The organism is Mucilaginibacter sp., assembly GCF_039207105.1.
GTDB lineage: Bacteria > Bacteroidota > Bacteroidia > Sphingobacteriales > Sphingobacteriaceae > Mucilaginibacter.
This window is the reverse complement of sequence record NZ_JBCECK010000037.1, coordinates 23,810-41,839: the sequence shown is the minus strand read 5'-3', so window position 1 is coordinate 41,839 and position 18,030 is coordinate 23,810. Positions and strand designations below refer to the sequence as shown.

The 18,030-nt window shown below is 39.2% G+C and carries 15 protein-coding genes; 9 read left to right on the top strand and 6 right to left on the bottom strand.

All coding sequences use genetic code 11. The features are described 5' to 3' along the window. Positions 1-90: 90 nt before the first annotated feature. Complete coding sequence (locus tag AAGC65_RS10170; protein WP_343112336.1) at positions 91-498, bottom strand: hypothetical protein; 408 nt, start codon at positions 496-498, stop codon at positions 91-93. 631 nt (positions 499-1,129) lie between these two features. Between AAGC65_RS10170 and AAGC65_RS10165 the strand changes: the two genes are divergently transcribed. From AAGC65_RS10165 to AAGC65_RS10155, 3 genes are read left to right on the top strand one after another with little or no spacing between them, the layout of a single operon-like run. Continuing rightward, complete coding sequence (locus AAGC65_RS10165; protein ID WP_343112335.1) at positions 1,130-2,053, top strand: histidine kinase; 924 nt, start codon at positions 1,130-1,132, stop codon at positions 2,051-2,053. Positions 2,054-2,098: 45 nt separating this feature from the next. Then, positions 2,099-3,244 (top strand): TlpA disulfide reductase family protein, encoded by a 1,146-nt coding sequence (locus tag AAGC65_RS10160; RefSeq protein WP_343112334.1) that lies wholly within the window; start codon positions 2,099-2,101, stop codon positions 3,242-3,244. Between the two features lie 4 nt (positions 3,245-3,248). Continuing rightward, positions 3,249-3,935 carry a LytTR family DNA-binding domain-containing protein gene (locus AAGC65_RS10155; protein ID WP_343112333.1) on the top strand — a complete coding sequence of 229 codons (687 nt, stop codon included), beginning with the start codon at positions 3,249-3,251 and terminating at the stop codon, positions 3,933-3,935. Positions 3,936-4,043: 108 nt separating this feature from the next. On the opposite strand, the gene AAGC65_RS10150 is transcribed toward AAGC65_RS10155, so the two are convergent. From AAGC65_RS10150 to AAGC65_RS10135, 4 genes are all read right to left on the bottom strand, one after another. Further along, entirely contained in the window at positions 4,044-4,349 is a 306-nt protein-coding gene (locus AAGC65_RS10150; protein ID WP_343112332.1) for a hypothetical protein, read from the bottom strand. A 96-nt stretch (positions 4,350-4,445) separates the two neighbouring features. Beyond that, a complete protein-coding gene (locus AAGC65_RS10145) occupies positions 4,446-4,667 on the bottom strand; it encodes a hypothetical protein (protein WP_343112331.1) in 222 nt (73 codons plus the stop codon). Between the two features lie 210 nt (positions 4,668-4,877). Then, entirely contained in the window at positions 4,878-5,951 is a 1,074-nt protein-coding gene (locus AAGC65_RS10140) for a glycosyl hydrolase (RefSeq protein WP_343112330.1), read from the bottom strand. 189 nt (positions 5,952-6,140) lie between these two features. Next, positions 6,141-6,350: a hypothetical protein gene (locus AAGC65_RS10135; RefSeq protein WP_343112329.1), complete on the bottom strand. Its 210-nt coding sequence runs from the start codon at positions 6,348-6,350 to the stop codon at positions 6,141-6,143. Between the two features lie 687 nt (positions 6,351-7,037). On the opposite strand from AAGC65_RS10135, the gene AAGC65_RS10130 reads away from it, so the two are divergent. From AAGC65_RS10130 to AAGC65_RS10110, 5 genes are all read left to right on the top strand, one after another. Beyond that, positions 7,038-8,975 (top strand): 7TM diverse intracellular signaling domain-containing protein, encoded by a 1,938-nt coding sequence (locus tag AAGC65_RS10130; protein ID WP_343112328.1) that lies wholly within the window; start codon positions 7,038-7,040, stop codon positions 8,973-8,975. A 315-nt stretch (positions 8,976-9,290) separates the two neighbouring features. Next, positions 9,291-12,344, top strand: coding sequence for a TonB-dependent receptor (locus AAGC65_RS10125; RefSeq protein WP_343112327.1), 3,054 nt, complete (start codon positions 9,291-9,293; stop codon positions 12,342-12,344). Between the two features lie 21 nt (positions 12,345-12,365). After that, entirely contained in the window at positions 12,366-13,841 is a 1,476-nt protein-coding gene (locus tag AAGC65_RS10120) for a RagB/SusD family nutrient uptake outer membrane protein (protein WP_343112326.1), read from the top strand. 73 nt (positions 13,842-13,914) lie between these two features. Then, positions 13,915-15,333 carry a glycoside hydrolase family 30 beta sandwich domain-containing protein gene (locus AAGC65_RS10115; protein WP_343112325.1) on the top strand — a complete coding sequence of 473 codons (1,419 nt, stop codon included), beginning with the start codon at positions 13,915-13,917 and terminating at the stop codon, positions 15,331-15,333. A 224-nt stretch (positions 15,334-15,557) separates the two neighbouring features. Next, positions 15,558-16,280, top strand: coding sequence for a hypothetical protein (locus AAGC65_RS10110; protein ID WP_343112324.1), 723 nt, complete (start codon positions 15,558-15,560; stop codon positions 16,278-16,280). On the opposite strand, the gene AAGC65_RS10105 is transcribed toward AAGC65_RS10110, so the two are convergent. Beyond that, positions 16,277-17,167: a glutamate--tRNA ligase family protein gene (locus AAGC65_RS10105; protein ID WP_343112323.1), complete on the bottom strand. Its 891-nt coding sequence runs from the start codon at positions 17,165-17,167 to the stop codon at positions 16,277-16,279. The genes AAGC65_RS10110 and AAGC65_RS10105 overlap by 4 nt on opposite strands. A gap of 157 nt (positions 17,168-17,324) precedes the next feature. Between AAGC65_RS10105 and AAGC65_RS10100 the strand changes: the two genes are divergently transcribed. Continuing rightward, complete coding sequence (locus AAGC65_RS10100; RefSeq protein WP_343112322.1) at positions 17,325-18,026, top strand: head GIN domain-containing protein; 702 nt, start codon at positions 17,325-17,327, stop codon at positions 18,024-18,026. Positions 18,027-18,030 lie beyond the last annotated feature (4 nt).

Below are 18,030 nucleotides of genomic sequence, written 5' to 3'. Positions count from 1 at the left end.
CCCCATCATTTACCCTAAAGCCTCTCATGAAAATGAGAGGCTTTTTTTGTTAGCTTAATTAGTCACTTGCATGAACACTTTTAACGACTTTTAAATCCGCTTAGCAAAATCCGCTTGCCAATCATTCATTTCAAATTCAGCCGCAGGCAAGCCCAAAATTGTTGGGATGGAAATGAATCTCAATGGAAAGGTTAATCCTTCTTTATCGAATATCGAAATCCATTCGTCACCTTCCCATATTGCTATTGATTCTAATTGATTGTTATCGAAATTATATTCAGCACTCGCATACTCATCAGTTCCTTTGATTGTTAATGTAATCGTAGGTTGAACCATATCCGTAGTAACATCAGTTGCGTTTGTTATTGGTTGTTGCCAGGTTTCGTCCTGCCCTTCAACTGTTTCTTGGTTTGTTGCCCATTCCCAAATTGGATATTCAAGAACATCTTGTAGTGTTATTTCGTCTAAAGGCTTTGCTTTGCCGGTTGTATATTTCATGTTTTTTTATCTAATTTAAGTTTATTTGTTAATAATTTCAAGTTAATAGACAGTTTACGGCAAGTCTAAAAATGATGTGGTCTGTCTAACTAAATTTAGATTAGAATCAATTTATAACTAAATATAGACATTGATAAAAAAGATCAGTTTGTGGATGATTATGAATCAACGATATATTTATAAAATTGAAAAGCGTCCAATCTCAATTAATTCGTCAATCAATTGATTCGAATTCTGTACTGTTATCCACCCTAAAGCCTCTCATGAAAATGAGAGGCTTTTTTGTTTCACATACCAATTATCGGTTTAACAATTTTGAATAACTTGGTCATCCGATGCTTTCGATTCAAGTTCAATCATTAATTGAGTAATCTTTCTTTTCAGAAATAATTATTAATCCTTTATTATTTCATTTCACCACATAATACGTGGCGTTCACCTCATTTATTTTAAAAATAAATTTTTTCGCCTTTTATTTGAGCAATCAAAAACATAGGCTATGCAAAACTCACCTGCGCTTTACCATTTTATTAAACGAATTCTGTTACATGCATTAATCATATGGTTTGCAATAAACATAGGCAGTTATATACTTTATTATTATAACATACTGTTTAATCTGGCCTTTACCGTGCATGATGATGGTTCATTAGTAAGTGCATTTGATCAGTTTATTAACCATAATTTGCATCAGCCATTAATATTATGGGTATTGCTCATAGCTTTTTTATCAGAATGGAATTATTTGCTTTTTTTTCGGAAAAAGGTTGTCTGGTTTGCTTTAGGCAGTATTTGTGTCGGCCTTTCCGGAAGTGCAATAAGCTTGGTTTTTACTACTGGAATTGATATCTATCCACGCGAGGCTCAATTTTTAACAAGTTTTATTGGTATAACAATTTATATAGTTGGTTATGCGGTACTATATGATTTTTTATATCAACGGTATTATAATGCCAGATTTAAACAAAAGCAATCTGAAAGCGAACTTTATTTATTGAAAGCTCAGATAAATCCGCATTTCTTTTTCAATACGCTGAATAACATTTATGGCATGGCATTAAATGAGGGAGCTCACAAAACAGCAAGCGGTATTGATTTGCTCTCCGGGATAATGCGGTACAATATGGATGGTATCCGCGATACTTATACCAATATAGAAACAGAATTTAGATTTATAGAAAATTATATTAAGCTTCAGGGGTTAAGAATTCCCGAAAAAGAAAATATTGATATAGCTATAAACATCAGTTACCCGGATAGGCAGTATCAAATTGCCCCAATGCTTTTGATGCCGCTGATTGAGAATTCCTGGAAATATGGCATCAGTATGGACGCGCCTTGCTATATTAAATTAAATATCAATGTGACTGATGGTTGCTTGATTATGAACATTGCTAATAGTATTTTACTTAATCGCTCAGACAATCGCGGGTCGGGTCTGGGATTAAGTAATGTAAAACAGCGTTTAAAATTGCTTTATCCAAATCGTTACGAATATCTTGCCGAAATAGATGAAAATAACTATAGGATAACCCTCTCCATCGTGCTCAAATAACTTATTTCTAAAAATTTAACGAATTATTTAATTCATAAACTTGATATGAAAAGGATAATACAAACATTGCTCTACCTTTTTTTTGCAACGTTTGCATCGGCACAAACTCTAAGTAACAGATGTGATTTCCAATTAAAGGGCATTATCAATAAGCCATTACCTGCATCAAAAATGTATTTGCTGTACCAGACAGCAGGTAGAAAGATGATAGACTCATCAACAATCGAAAATTCGCATTTTGAATTTAAGGGAATAGTAACTGAACCTTTATTTGCAACCTTATTGTTAGATCATGATGGCAAAGGCCTGCGGTATACTATGGGCAAGTTTGCAGATGAAGTGGATGTTCTGCAGTTTTATTTGCATAAGGGAGTTATAGATGTTGTGGGAAAGGATTCAATTTTTAAAGCTGTTTTTACAAATTCGAATATAAATATGGATTATATAAGACTTAAAAAGTTGTTGAATAAACAGGCTGATCAGTTATTAGTTAAATTATCCGCAAAAATGCAGCGAGATAAAGATAAAGCCTCTGCAAAACGGTATGCAGTCTGCTATGATAGCTTGAAATTGGTACGTAAACCGCTATTGAAAAGTTTTGCAGAAGAAAATCCAGAGAGCTATATAGCTCTGGTGGCATTGAAAGAATATGCAGGCGCTTTTCCCAATGAAATGGAGATAACGCCGATTTTCAATAAGTTAAGCGCTGATGTGACCAACTCCAAACTCGGTAGGGATTTTAACGCGTTGCTCAAAAGTAATAGTAATCTGGCCATAGGAAAGTTGGCGCCCGACTTTAATCAGCCTGATACAGCCGGCAATTTTGTTAGCTTAGCTTCTTTTAAAGGTATGTATGTATTGCTTGATTTTTGGGCTTCGTGGTGTGCTCCCTGTCGTGTAGATCATCCTAAATGGGTGAGGGTATACGAACAATTAAAAAAACAAAACTTTACTATATTAGGAGTGTCCCTTGACGGACACGACACCCGAATAGCTTGGCTAAATGAAATAAAAGCCGATAACCTAAGCTGGACCCAGGTATCTGATTTGAAGCATTGGGATAATGAAGTAGCTAAACAATATGGAATTAATGCTATCCCTCAAAATGTACTGATAGATCCAAAAGGAAATATTATTGCAAAAGATATAGAGCCTGAGGCATTACAGAAATTAATTGAAAAAGTAAACTAACTAAATGATAAGGGCAATTGCCATTGACGATGAACCGATTGCATTGGATGTGATCCGCTTGCACGCTATAAAGATTCCCTTTCTTGATTTGAAAGCAACGTTTGTAAGCACAACAGAAGCGTTGAAATATTTGCAGGTTAATGAAGTAGATCTTGTTTTTCTTGATATCCGAATGCCTGATCTGACCGGGATTGAATTGGCAACATTACTTCCTAAAACGCTTCACGTTATTTTTACTACAGCCTATGCCGAATACGCAGTAAAAGGGTTTGACCTGGCTGCGGCTGATTATCTTTTAAAACCAATAAACTTAAGCAGATTACTGCAAGGTTGCATCTTGGTAAAAGAAAGAATGTTAAAAGATTCAGCAGCAAAGAAACAGGAAGCACATCTTTTTGTAAAAGAAGGTTATGATCTTGTTAAAATTGATCTGAATCAAATAACCTACATTGAAGCTGGAGATAATTACTTAAGTATTTATCAGGGCCATAAACGCACCTTAACCCGAATGACGCTGACAGAGATAAGCAACAGGCTAAGTCCGGATGCTTTTCAGCGTATACATAAATCTTATATTATAGCTTTAAAGTTTATTGAAAAAATAGAACGAAGCCAGTTAATAGTAGATGGCGTAAAAGTTCCGCTTTCAGCAGCTTATAAGGACGATTTATTATTTAAGCTTAAACAGTAATATTTCTGTTTTTTAATATGGGAATGAGGTTTAATTGAAGTTTTAAACAATTTTATCTGTGACTTCATTTTTAATGTTCAAGCCTCGTCTTTATTAGTCAATAAAATATTAAAAATGAAAAAAACGTGCAGTACTGGTTAAGCGTACACTTGTTAAAACAGACTGATAGTTCCATTTGCGGGGCCTGCGTTTTTTAACCGGCTTATATTTTCCTTCATTAAGGGTGTCTCTAAACAAATCCATTAACAGCATTTGATCTTCCGTATCGCCAATGCTGATGTTTGATAGTTCCAGTACCTGGTTGATCTGGCCGATGAGCTGCAGGGTTTCTGTTTTAGTGAACCATTCGGCAATGTTTGTTTTTTTCCGTTTGGGCCAGATAAAGTTAGCAATGGTTTGGAAGGCTCGCTTCATTTAGAGTAATTTGGGGTTAATTATTCATATTTAACGTAATTATTTGGTTAAAGGTTATAAGGTTAAGGAAACAGGGGTAGCTATTATTGATTATAGCTATGGTTTAAGTGTGCAAGGCTTGTTTTTCTTTTTTATTAACGCCTTATATTCGGTAAGCTCCTCGGGGGTTAAATACTTTTCAATATTTCTGGGTTCTCCATCAATCATAAACATATACTTTTTTGTTTTCCCCCTCATGTAAGGGGCTATTTCGCATTTGATTCCTTGTTTGTTTTTGACTTTCAGAATTTTAACGAACCATTTTTCTAATTCGGACATATCACTCGTAATAGTTGACGATTACTACAAGTATTTTAATATTTTGTTATAAACTATGAGTTAATACATCAATATTTTTAATAATTGTGTAGTGAATTTCACACTTTTTCACACATTTCACATTTTTTGATCAATTAACCATTGGGCTCTCTAAATTGAGGTGAACCTTATCTTTTGTGGATGCTAAACCACTATTATGTCAGCAATTGTTTACTTAACCATCCCTTGAGCAGCGGCCTTGTATGTCCAGGAGGTGTATGGTTTATTCCATTTGGTGAAGCCAAGTCTGTTTTCGTTGCTACTCCTGATTCCGGGCTCATCTAACAGTTCGTAAAAAATTAAAGCCTGCACCTTGCTGTTGGCCTTGCATTTTGCTATGAACTGGTTTACAAAATCCTTTTGTTTAGCTTCGTCGGTACTTAAGCCCTTGGGCCTGAAATTTGATTCAGTGAACCATATCGGTTTGGTTGGGAACAAGCCGGATAGCTTTTTGGTAATATCCGGGATGTTGTATGGGGCCTTAGCTGCGGCGCCCTCCATATCTGAGTACCAATGGTAACTTAAAACATCAAACTTAACTCCATAGCTAATGAGCATTTGTATGTAGGCATAATGTAACCAGGAGGCATCCACCAGTGTAATGGCTCCGGGGTCTTTGGCTTTAACGCCTTCGTTCATTCCCTTTAAATAGGCGGCGGTTACTTTAAACTTTTTAGCATCGTAATTGCTGGTGTATTGCCCGCTTTTGCCTGCTAAAATTATTTCCTGCTCCATTTCATTACCAAGGTGGTAGGTAGTAAAATACTGGCTGTATTTACCTGCAAAATTACTGCCGCTGGTTTTACCCTTAGCATAAGCCTGCGCTTCTGTATCGCTGAATTTTAATCCCGCCGTAGATAGTGAGGGTAACAAATTAATACCGTTACTTTTGGCCAGTTTTTGCAGTGGAATAAATGTTTCTATATTCTGCATGCTGCCATCGGCGTTTACAGAAACGTTGATCTTGTACCAGGTCATGCCCATGTTTTTAAGCATTTTAATCTGGTCGGCTATTCCTAATTGAATATAAGCTTCAGCACTCAGGGGATGCCCATTCATGCCCATTATGAGTTTCCGGGTAGTTGTAGCGGGAGCTGTTGTAGCTGCTGCCTCCTGCGTTTCCGGGATTGAGGTATCGGCAGCAGTTTCTGTTTTTAAAGGTTCAACATTCAGATCTTTTTTACAGGATATTGCAAACATTGTTAAAAACAATACGATAAGTATAAAAGAGCGTTTGTTTGGCATAAGGCATACTTTAAATGAGTAGTTATAAATAAATCGATATTTTTATGCTTTGTGTTGCTTATACACCAAAAATACCGACCGCAAACTAATTCAATTATTTGACTTTGCGCAATCATATTCAGCACATAATCAATAGCTTATTATACGGTTTTATACATGTCGATTCACAAATCGGGCCCTTATATGTTATCAAACGGCTACAGCTGTACCCTTAAGCAGTTCTTTATACTCCATCAGCTCGTCGGCAGTTAGGTAGTTTTCAATGTTCCTGAGTTCGCCATCAATGTGAAACATGTACCTTTTGGTTTTACCTCTCATGTAGAGGGTTATTTTGCATTTAAGTCCCTGCCGGTTTTTTTCTCGTAAAAATTTAACCAGCCATCTTTCTAAACTGTCCATAACATTACAATTTATATAAATCAATACATTCCATATTTTTATTTGTTATCAACTAATAGTTAATCAAAGTGCGTTGGCAATGTGCTCGCAGTTAATTGCACAAAAAATTACACACTTCACAATTGCGTGTACAATTGCCTGGTATCCTTGTTTTGGTACAAATTTTAATTTCATATTTGATCAGTTACAAAAACATGGGGGCTTCGGGTTCGCCTGATCCCCCCTTTCCAAATTCAGTCTTCTTGCTCCCGGCTTGTAATAAACAGATGCCTTCTCCAAAGCTCAATTTTCTTATTTGTCGCGATTTAACAGATTTTCGGTAACAACTCATATTTTTTACACCAACAGCCCATAAATCTTTACATATTAACACCCTTAGTTTATATGCTTAACTAAGGGTGTTTGCTGTTAATGTGAGAGTTATGTTGAATCAAGTATAGGGCTTTGGCGGTGAACGAAATGAATAAATATGGAAATTGCGTATTAATACTCATGTATTGAAAGGGTTTTTACGGAATTATACCGAATAACTACCGGGGTATTACTTAAAAGAGCGTACCTACCAAAACAGCCAGCTTTTTTACTTAGTAAATACAATTAATGCAAAAAAATATTCTCTGATAAACAATCATACTATTCATCTTTGCAGATTATTCAATTAATATCCTCAATAAAGAATTTTGGCACATGCAGCAATCAAAGTATAAGTTATATACTACTGATCCCCATTTTATAAAACAGCTTTTAGTTTTCTTTATCTGTTTGTTTTCTTCTAATATTTTATTCGCTCAGCAAAAAGTTAATATACAAGACCAGGTAAACCAGCATATATTTTCATACAAAGAGATCTACTGTTTAGAAGATCCTTCCGGCAAGTTTACACTTCAGGATGTGCAATCGCCGGAACTGGCTGCAAAGTTTAAAGCAAGCTGGTCAAGCACGCCTCAAAATTATAAGCTAAAATCGGCCTATTGGTATAAAGTGACAGTTGGTTATCCGCCCGAAACCCGAAAAAACTGGATGCTGGAGTTTTTTGATCAAACTATTGATGATATTACCGTGTATTTGCCCAGCGGCAATAAAGGTTATAAGGTTGAGCGGTTTGGTGCTTTAAAAGCATTCGGCAACAGACAGTTTCAGCATAAAAACTTTGAGGTGAGCCTGAATATGGAGCCGGGGCAGGAGCGTACCTATTATGTTCGCATCAAATCGCATCAAACGGCAGATGTTATTATTGTATTGCGTTCGGTTAACTGGTTTGTGGAGTATGCCCTGAATGAGTATTTAATGTTTGGGATATTCTATGGTATGATATTGGTTTTCGCGTTTTATAATATGATGATGTTTATTGCCATTAGGCATATACAGCATTTGTATTACGTTTTTTATATCCTGAGCGTTGGTTTTTATGAGCTTTGTAATGATGGCATCGGTTACCAATACCTCTGGCCAGATTCGCCTATGTGGAACAAGTACGCTTATGGTTTTGCTTTGTGCTGTATAAGTGTGTTTGCCCTCATGTTTACAAACAAACTGTTATTTGTTAAATTAAAAGCCCCACGTTTATACACACTCATTAATACGGTAATTGTAGCCAGGTTAACATTTTTTGCAGTGTGCCTTATTTTTAACAAGCAGTGGTTCAACTATAAATTTATTGAGGCGGTACCACTGTGCATTGCCTTTTATACAGGTATATACATATTTCGGAAAGGGTACAGGCCTGCAAGGTTCTTTGTGCTGGGCTATAGCTTTCTGTTTATAGGCTTTACGCTCAAGTTTTTGATCATGCTGAATGTTTCCTGGCTAAATTGGGGAGCTATAAGCTATTACAGCCTGAGCATGTGCTTTATTTTTGAAATGATACTACTTGGTTTTGCCATTGGCGATAAAGTAAGGATATTAAAAAGCGAAAAGGAAAAGGCACAGCAGGATACTATTAAGCAGCTCCGGGATAACGAAAAGCTAAAAGAATCGATCAACATTGAGCTGGAAAAGCAGGTAAAGGAAAGAACGCATGAGGTTATTGAAAAGGCCAGCATTATTGAAAAGCAAAATGAAGACCTGAGCCGCGTAAATGAAATACTGGAGCAGCAAGCAGCCGAAATTTCAAGGATGAACGTATTGCTTGAAAAGGATAATCAGGAACTGCATGCAAGTTTTGACAAAGTATCACGCGATAGGATCATGTCGGCAGGGGTTGATTTTGAGGAGTTCAGTAGGATATATCCCGATCCGGAAAGCTGCCATAAGTTCCTGGCCGATTTAAAGTGGCGCGATGGCTATAAATGTCATAAATGCGGCAATACCCATTTCATTAGCGGTCACCTGCCTTACAGCCGTCGCTGCGGCAAATGCAGCTATGACGAATCGGTTACTTCGTACACCATATTCCAGAATACCAGGATCCCGATCACTAAAGCCTTTTACATGATATTTTTAGTTTACTCCACCAACGGAAAAATATCATCGCATAAGTTGTCTGAAATACTATCCATCAGGCAAAGCACTTGCTGGGCTTACAGCAACCGGATAAAAAAGCTGCTTTCAAGCCGTAAAACAGCTGGTAAAAACGACAACCATGAGGGTTGGAGTAAGCTTGTAGTAGATAACTCTGCCGATTAATCGCTTTTTATATCCATAACACTCATTTTTAATTGCCTGATTATCAATTACCATGAAAAGGTTATTATCCGTATCAAAATAGATATGGGTAAGTGCCTTAATTGTAAATTTTGTATTAATAATCAATCAATTACGAAGCGTATTGCTAAGGTGTTAAACCGTATCAATTTAATTGTAACTATCTATATATCAGTTATTTATGTTGAAAATAATTGAATTTTTCCTTCGTTTTACTTCCCAATGCATATAACTTTGCGCATTGATTTTAACATGCAGTGCATGTAACCAATTTTTAATTATCAGTAACTAAAATTTATGAAAAAAAGAATTACGCTATTAGTAGCCCTTCTTGTATCTGGCTGTTTGTTTGCTTTTGGGCAGGCAAGCACCGTTAAAGGAGTGGTCAAGGACGGCCAGGGATTGCCCCTGCCCGGAGCAACCGTTGTGATCAAAGGCACAAACCAGGCTGCATCAACAGATTTAAATGGTAAATACAGCATCAAGGCCGATCAAACCGCCACGCTGGTATTTTCATTTATCGGGTTTGACAACCAGGAAATACCTGTTGGCACCCAAACCGAGATCAACGTAACATTAACATCCAACAATAAACAATTGAATGAGGTTGTGGTGGTAGGTTACGGTTCACAAAAGAAAAAGGACATTACCTCAGCCATTGCAACTGTTGGTGTAAAGGACGTAAGTGCCAGGCCGATTGTTAACTCATCAGAGATACTTGATGGTAAAGCTTCTGGTGTACAGGTATTCAACGCGTCTGGCGCACCGGGTGGTGGCAACTTCAGCGTTAGGATTCGCGGTGCATCATCGCCAAATGGTTCAGAGCCATTATATGTGGTTGATGGGGTTATTGTAACCAATACAGCCAGTATTGACCCGAACAACATCGAATCTATCAGTGTGTTAAAAGACGCGTCGGCAGCCGGAATTTACGGTTCATTAGGCGCTACAAATGGTGTAGTATTAATTACATCAAAAAAAGGTAGCAGCAGCGGCGAACCTAAGGTGGAGATCAACATGTATGCAGGTAAACAGCAAATTGTTAAAAAACTGGATATGCTGAATGCCGACCAGTACAGAAGCCTGATTGCTGATGAATATGCCAACGCAGGACAAACAGCGCCGGCGTTTCCGCAAAACTTCACCGCCAATAACAACTGGCAGGACCTAACTTACCGTACAGCTAACCAAAGCGGTATTAACGTTGGTTTATCTGGCGGCAGCGAAAAAGGCACATACTACTTAGGTTTAGGCGATCTGAACCAGGACGGTATTATTAACGGAACCAACTTTAAACGTTATTCCATCAACTTAAACCTGGAGCAAAAAGCTAAAAAATGGATGACCTTTGGTACTAACATCGCTTATAACAGAAGCAATGGCCGTACTGTAAATGATAACAGCTCGGCAAATCATGGCGGTACAGTTTTGGCAGCATTATCTACCCCTCCAATAGTACCTATATTTGGTGCAAATGGCATGTATCAGTCAAACTCTGATAATACAACTAACCCTTTGGATGATATTTATAGCCCGAATAATCAGTATATCAGTAACAACCTGTTAGGCAATATCCATACAGAGATCACCCTGCCGTTTAACATCAAATACCGTTCACAATTTGGTATATCGTTAAGCAACTACAATCAGGATTCATTTACCAATCCGCTAACTAACCAGGGTGCAAGCCAGGTTAATGGTATTGGCAGTAACACGAATAATGAGACCTTCCGCTATACCTGGGATAATACTTTAACCTACTCTACAGTAATTAACAAAAAACACAGCATTACCGCAGTAGTAGGAACTGAGGCCATTGAAGAAAAATATCACAACGATTATTTGTATGGAACCGGATTCCCGGCAGGTATTACCACTTTAAATGCGGCCAGTGCTAACAAACAAGTATCAACCTACAGAACCGACTGGACAACCAACTCATACTTTGGTCGTGTAAATTATGGTTATGCTGATAAATATCTGTTAACAGCATCATTAAGAGCCGATGGTTCATCAAGGGCTGGTATCAATAACAAATGGGGATATTTCCCGGCTGTATCAGGTGCATGGCGCATATCTCAGGAAGATTTCCTGAAGGATAACAACTTTATCCGCGATTTGAAGTTAAGGGCTGGTTATGGTGAAGTAGGTAACTTACCTCAAACTATTTACAACAGCTACAGCACCCTGAACCCTACAGGTTATTTATTTGGCAATAATGCGGCATCTGGTTATTATCCAACTAACCCGGCCGGTAACCCCGATCTGAAATGGGAATCAACCAAAAGTATCAACGTAGGTTTTGATATCACTGTTTTGAACGACAGGTTAACCTTAAGCGGTGATTACTACAATAAAAAAACAACTAATTTTATTTTCCCGGTTGTGATTTCTGCAGCAGAGGGTGGTGCATCAAATCTTAAAAACACCAATCTTCCGGGCCACGTTTTAAATGAAGGTGTTGAGTTTTCATTAACCGCGAGGATTTTTGATACCCAGGACTTTAAATGGACTGCTACCTTAAACGCTTCATTTAATAAGAATAACGTGAGCGGTATGCCGCAAATATTAGATGCCAATGGCAATAAAGTTGATCAGACTTTCCCTTTTGGCGGTATTGCATTTGGCGGTAACGGAAACGCTACCAATCTTTCTATTGTTAAAAACGGCTTACCATTAGGCGCCTTTTACGGTTATCAGTTTGCCGGTGTTGACCCTGCAAATGGAAACGCCTTATATAAAACAGCAAATGGCGGTACTACCGTAAACCCATCACAAGCCGATCAGGCTTACCTGGGCAGTGGTTTACCAAAAGCGGTTTATGGTTTTGCCAACACCGTTAGCTATAAAAACTTCAGTTTAGATTTCTTATTTGACGCCTTAACCGGTAACAAAGTATTTAACGCAACCCGCGTTGAAACCGAAGGCATGTATCTGATTGGCAACGCAAGCACAGCGGTATTAGGTCGCTGGGAAAAACCAGGCGATATAACCAATATCCCGGCAGCGGTTTACGGTGGCGTAAACAGTGCAGGTGCATCAACCATTTTACCGTCATCACGTTTTGTTGAAAATGGCGCGTATTTAAGATTAAAAAACGTATCGTTAAGCTACCTTATCAAAAGTGGTTTATTGGATAAACAAGGTATAAAAGTGCGTGTATTCGCAACTGCTCAAAACCTGTTTACTATTACCAAATACAAAGGTTATTATCCGGAAGTTAACTCGTTTAGCGGCAGCTCGCAAAACAATGGTTCATTGGGTGCACCAAGTTCAACTGCTGTGGGTATTGATTACGGTACATATCCGCAAACAAAAACTTATACCGCGGGCATTAACGTAACCTTTTAATCTATCCTAAATTTTAAGAAAATGAATAAATATCATAAAATATTGCCAATTGTGCTGCTTGCCGCAGTTGGCTTAACATCTGCCTGTAAAAAGAGCTTTTTAGACAAGCAGCCTATATCTCAGGGTACCGCAGGTAATTACTATAAAACAAAAGAAGATGCCGAAGGTGGTTTAGTTGGTGCATATTCACAAGCCTTTATCAACGATCAATATTGGGTTTGGGATTATGTAAGTAATGGCGATGCCCGTGCGGATAATTGCTACGCAGGAGGCGATAACCCGGACAACTTTGGTATTGCAGGTTTTACCGCTACCCCGCAAAACGGTAACTCAACCCGCGACTGGCAGGGCCTTTACCAGGATATTTATGCTGCTAACATTGTTTTAGACTATGTGGCTAAAATTCCGGCAGCTCAATTTTCGGGTAACAGGCAGCAGGAAATTTTAAGCGAAGCCAAATTCATCAGGGCTATATCTTATTTTCAGCTGGTAACAACATTTGGTGACGTGCCATTGATCCTGTCAACCATCAATACGCCTGCTAAGCCGTCACGTGCGGCAGCTACAGCTGTATACGCGCAGATAGAGAATGACCTGACCACCGCCGAAGCGGTACTACCGGTTTCGTTCCCTAATGTTGGTCACGCTACTAAAGGTGCTGTACAGGCTTTACTGGCCAAAGTATACGCGCAGGAAGGTAAATATCAGCAGTGTTTAGATTATTGTAACAAAGTGATCAACAGCGGTCAGTACAGCCTGGTACCTAATTATGCTACTTTGTTTGATGGTACTAAAAACACATCCGAATCTATATTTGAAAGCCAGCATTCAGGTGCAAGTGGTTTTACTACTTACAATACTTCATTGTTTTTACCGGCTCAGTTTGGAACTTATTCTTTCAAAAAGTTTGATCTGCCAACAGACAATCTTATTGCGCTGTTCAAATCACAAAATGATAACATTCGCTTAAATGCATCGGTTTATCAGGCTAAGGTAGCTGCCGACGGTCTTGCCGCAGGCGACCCGATCCCTGCGCCATACACCACTGCATCGCCTATGGTGCCTTTCCTTTACAAATGGAAAACCAATATATCGCAGTTTGGCGGCGGTACCGATAACAATGTGTTACTTCGTTTAGCTGATATCATCCTGTTAAAAGCAGAAGCATCAAACAACTTAGGGCAAACCGCTGCCGCTATCCCATTGGTTAACCAGATCAGGGCAAGGGTAAAACTACCTGCTATTACCGTAACATCCCAAACAGATGTAGCACTGGCTATTTTAACCGAGCGCCGCATGGAACTGGCCTTTGAAGGTCACCGTTGGAATGATTTATTAAGGTTTGGTGCCCAATATACCATCAACTTAGTTAAAAGCCAGGTTGATCCTTTTGGCAAGCCGTTCAATTATCCTATTAACCAGGCAAAACTGTTACTGCCTGTACCGTACAATGAGATCCAGCTTGATGGAAACCTGACCCAGAACCCGGGTTATTAATTCAATTTAAAAAAAGCTGCAACAGTAATGTTGCGGCTTTTTTTCTGTATAATGTATCACCTCATCATCAAATATGAATAAACGCAAATCGTTAATTTTTACTTTAGTTATAGCCCTGTGCGCGCAGGTTACCCTCGTTAATGCTCAAAGCAAAGGAACGCTGAAAAGCAAACCGCAGATGTGGCTCACAGACCCATCTGATTCTGTTTTATTTAAACAGCAGGACAACAAAATAGGCCCGGCCAGTAAGGATGCCAGCACACCTGTTATTACTGTTGATAAAAGAAAAGTTTATCAGCAAATGGATGGCTTTGGCTTTGCCTTAACAGGCGGTAGCGCCGCATTGATCAATCAAATGAGCGGCCCGGAGCAGGCTCGTTTATTGAATGAATTATTTGCTCAGGATAAAAGCAATATTGGTGTGAGCTATTTAAGGATCAGCATAGGCGCGTCAGACCTTGACGATCATGTTTTTTCGTACGATGATCTACCTGCCGGTGAAACTGATCCCGAACTGAAAAAGTTTAGCCTGGATAATGATCAAAAGGCATTGATCCCGGTGCTGAAAAAGATATTAGCAATTAACCCGAATATCAAAATATTAGGTTCGCCCTGGAGCCCGCCTGTATGGATGAAAACTAATAACAGCACCATTGGTGGTAACTTAAAGCCTGAATACTACCATGCTTATGCGCAGTACTTTATCAGATATATTAAGGGAATGCAGGCCAATGGTATCCGAATTGATGCGGTAACCTTGCAGAATGAACCGCTGAACCCTAAAAATAACCCAAGCATGGTGATGGAAGCTGCTGAACAGGCTGCCTTTATAGCCAAAAACGTTGGGCCTGAGTTTAAGGCGGCGGGCATCAAAACAAAAATAATTTTGTACGATCATAATGCCGATAGGCCCGATTATCCTATTGATGTATTAAATAACGCGGAGGCTAAAAAATATACAGATGGTTCGGCTTTCCATTTATATGGAGGCCAGATAGAAGCGCTTTCTCAGGTACATGACGCTCACCCAGATAAAAACCTGTATTTTACAGAGGAATGGGTAGGGGCTCCCGGCGATCTGAAAAAGGAACTGGATTTCCATATGAAGGATATCATCATCGGTGCTCCAAGAAACTGGTGCCGTAACGTTATTGAATGGAATTTAGCTGCCGATCAGGATCAGAACCCGCATACTCCCGGCGGCTGCGACCGTTGCCTGGGTGCTATCACCATTATTAAAGATGCGGTTACCCGTAACCCTGCTTATTACATTATAGCTCACGCGTCAAAATTTGTAAGGCCAGGTTCAAAGCGTATAGCATCTAATTTAGTAACCAATTTACCCAACGTAGCTTTTGTTACTCCGGCTGGCAAAACAGTGCTTATTGTTTTTAATAATGGTCAAACCACACAAAAATTCAATATTAAGTATGGCAGTAATGAGGTATCATCTGTGCTAAATGCGAATGCTGTTGGTACTTATGTTTTATAAGACCGAGACAGCATATTGTCAATAATTATTTCTTAATATTAGTATAACAAGAAGTACATTCTTCAACTGTTATTTAGAAAGCAAATGCTGCAGATACAACATCTGTGGCATTTGTTGTGAAACGACTATTGTAAAATTCATATTACGCTGATCAACTGCATTAAACGATGATAAGTTATTAAAGTCGAACACTCAAAAACCAACCACTACTTAACCTTTAACCAATGAAAAAGCTACTTATCATCCCTTTGGCAGCAATAGCTCTGCTGTCGGCCTGCAGCACCTATCAAATGAGTACCCTGAGCAGTACAAATTCCGCGCATGACGAAAAAACAGGCATGTTCAAGCTGGAGAATGATTCAGTCAAAATTCAGTATTCCTTTGCGGGTAAAAACGCGCCTATCCAGTTAAGTATTTACAATAAACTAAATGAGCCTTTATATATTGATTGGGAGCGCTCGGCCATGATTCTGGATGATAAGAGTTATAGTTATGGTGATAATGCCGTCCAGATCAGCGGTGATGTTTCTGGCGTATCGGTAGGAAAAGGTTACCGCTATTCTGATGCCAGTATTGTTGCTCAGGCTACCTTGCCCAAAAATGTGGCTTTTTTACCTCCGCATTCGCAGTTTAGTAAGACCATAGAGCGAATCAACGATCGTTCCTTTCAATCTGTTCCTGATAGCCTTTTTGTAAAAACTAAATTCCCTTCGTACGGAGCCCTGGGGCTTACCGCCAAGGTGGCTAAGTTTAATAAAGAGAACAGCCCCTTGTTTTTCAAAAGTTATTTAACGGTGTATACCCTTAAAAACAACGTTCCGCAGTTTGTAGCCTATCAAAATGATTTTTATGTTTCTGAAATGATCCGGTCTTCATCCGGCCCGGAAAGCTTTGAAAACTTTTCAGGCGGCCGCGGTGATTCGTTTTATGGTTCAGCATCGCATTAAACGGATTTTTGTTGATCAAGCCAGGCATCGGCCAATTGCATAAAGTTTCCGATAGGTGTTTGGATCCCCAGCATGCCTGCGATCAGCCTATATATATCGGCCGGGGTCTTACCGCTTTCGCGCAAATAGCGAACGGATGTTGCCCCGGCCGATTTGGAAAGTTTTTCATTAGTCTCATTAGTAAGCAGGGTATGATGATAAAAAGTGGTATTTAGAAATTCATTTTCACCTAATACCATAGCCAGTTCTTGTTGTGCCAGTGTTGATGGCCATAAATCTTGTCCCCGAACTACCAGATCAACCCCGTAAAATAGATCATCAACTACCGACGTAAGCTGGTATGCCGGGAAACCATCTTTTTTACGGATAATAAAGTTGTGCATATCTGCCGGTAAAGCGGCCGGGGTTACGGAACCATTATAGTTTTTAATAGCCAGTTCATGGCTGTTATTGGTTCGCAGCCGCCAGTTAGCGTCACTGGCAGTAAGCGAAATTTTTTTTTCAAAACAGGTACAGGTATTTTCATTTAACTGTTTGCGTGAGCAGGTACAGGCAAAAACAAGTCCTTTATGAACGAGTTGTTCAAGGGCCTTGTGATAAAGGGGCAACCTGTGTATTTGCGAATAACTATCATTAAATTCCTGAACGTTGCTCGGTCCCTCATGCCAGGGGATTTCCAGAAAATTCAGGGTGTCAAAGATGTCCTGAATGTACCGTTGTTCTGCCCTTGCACGGTCCATATCATCAATACGCAAAAATAGTTTAGCACCGCTTTTTTGAGCCAGAGCTGCGGTGATAGCAAATGACAACACATTGCCCAAATGCAAAAAGCCGCTGGGGGTAGGGGCTAAACGTGTTTTGTTAAAGTGATTAAATTGCTCAGGCACTTGATTTATAAAACTTTAGCTGTTAACGCTGGTTATTATTCAACAGTACATAACATCACCCAAAGTAATACTAAAACCTTGCGTTGAAAAGAAAAAACGCTTTTAGTGCAACTATTTACTTTTATGCTGCGTCTAATTCAAAAAAAACGATCTGATTATGAAAAGAAGAACCTTTATATTATTTGTGTCGGCTTTAGCGCTGACTACCTCCGTTACCTATGCACAGGGTGGACAAAGCAGGTCTGTGTCTGGCTTTAACAGTATTGACTCGGGAGGCCCGTTCAATGTACACGTAAAAATTGACGGAACCGAAAGCATCAAACTTGACATTGATGAAGATGTAATAAACGATGTAAGAACAGAAGTAGTGGGTGGAACATTGAAAATCGGTTTTAAAAATAATTTTTCATTCAAACACCGCAACATCAAACGCGGTGAAATATATGTAACCGCGAAATCGTTGGAAGCACTTGCCAATAGCGGTTCAGGCAGCCTTGATCTTGATGGTGTGCTTACAGGTCAAAATGTTCAGGTAATACTGAGTGGCTCGGGTAATATGAAAGCCGCAGTAAAAGCCGGTTCATTAGAATCAAGGCTTAGTGGTTCGGGTGGTATTGATCTTAAAGGAAGTGCTGATGAGGCTAACCTGCGCATATCAGGATCGGGCAATATTGAAGGTAAATCACTAACCGTACAAACAGTATCAGCAAATGTAACCGGCTCGGGAGGCATAACCATTCGCGCGACTAAAAGCATCTCTTCGCACATAACCGGTTCGGGAGGGGTAGATTACTCTGGCGGCGCTACCGTAGCCGCAGACAAGCATACAGGCTCAGGCAGGCTTAATAAAGTGGATTAAGCTT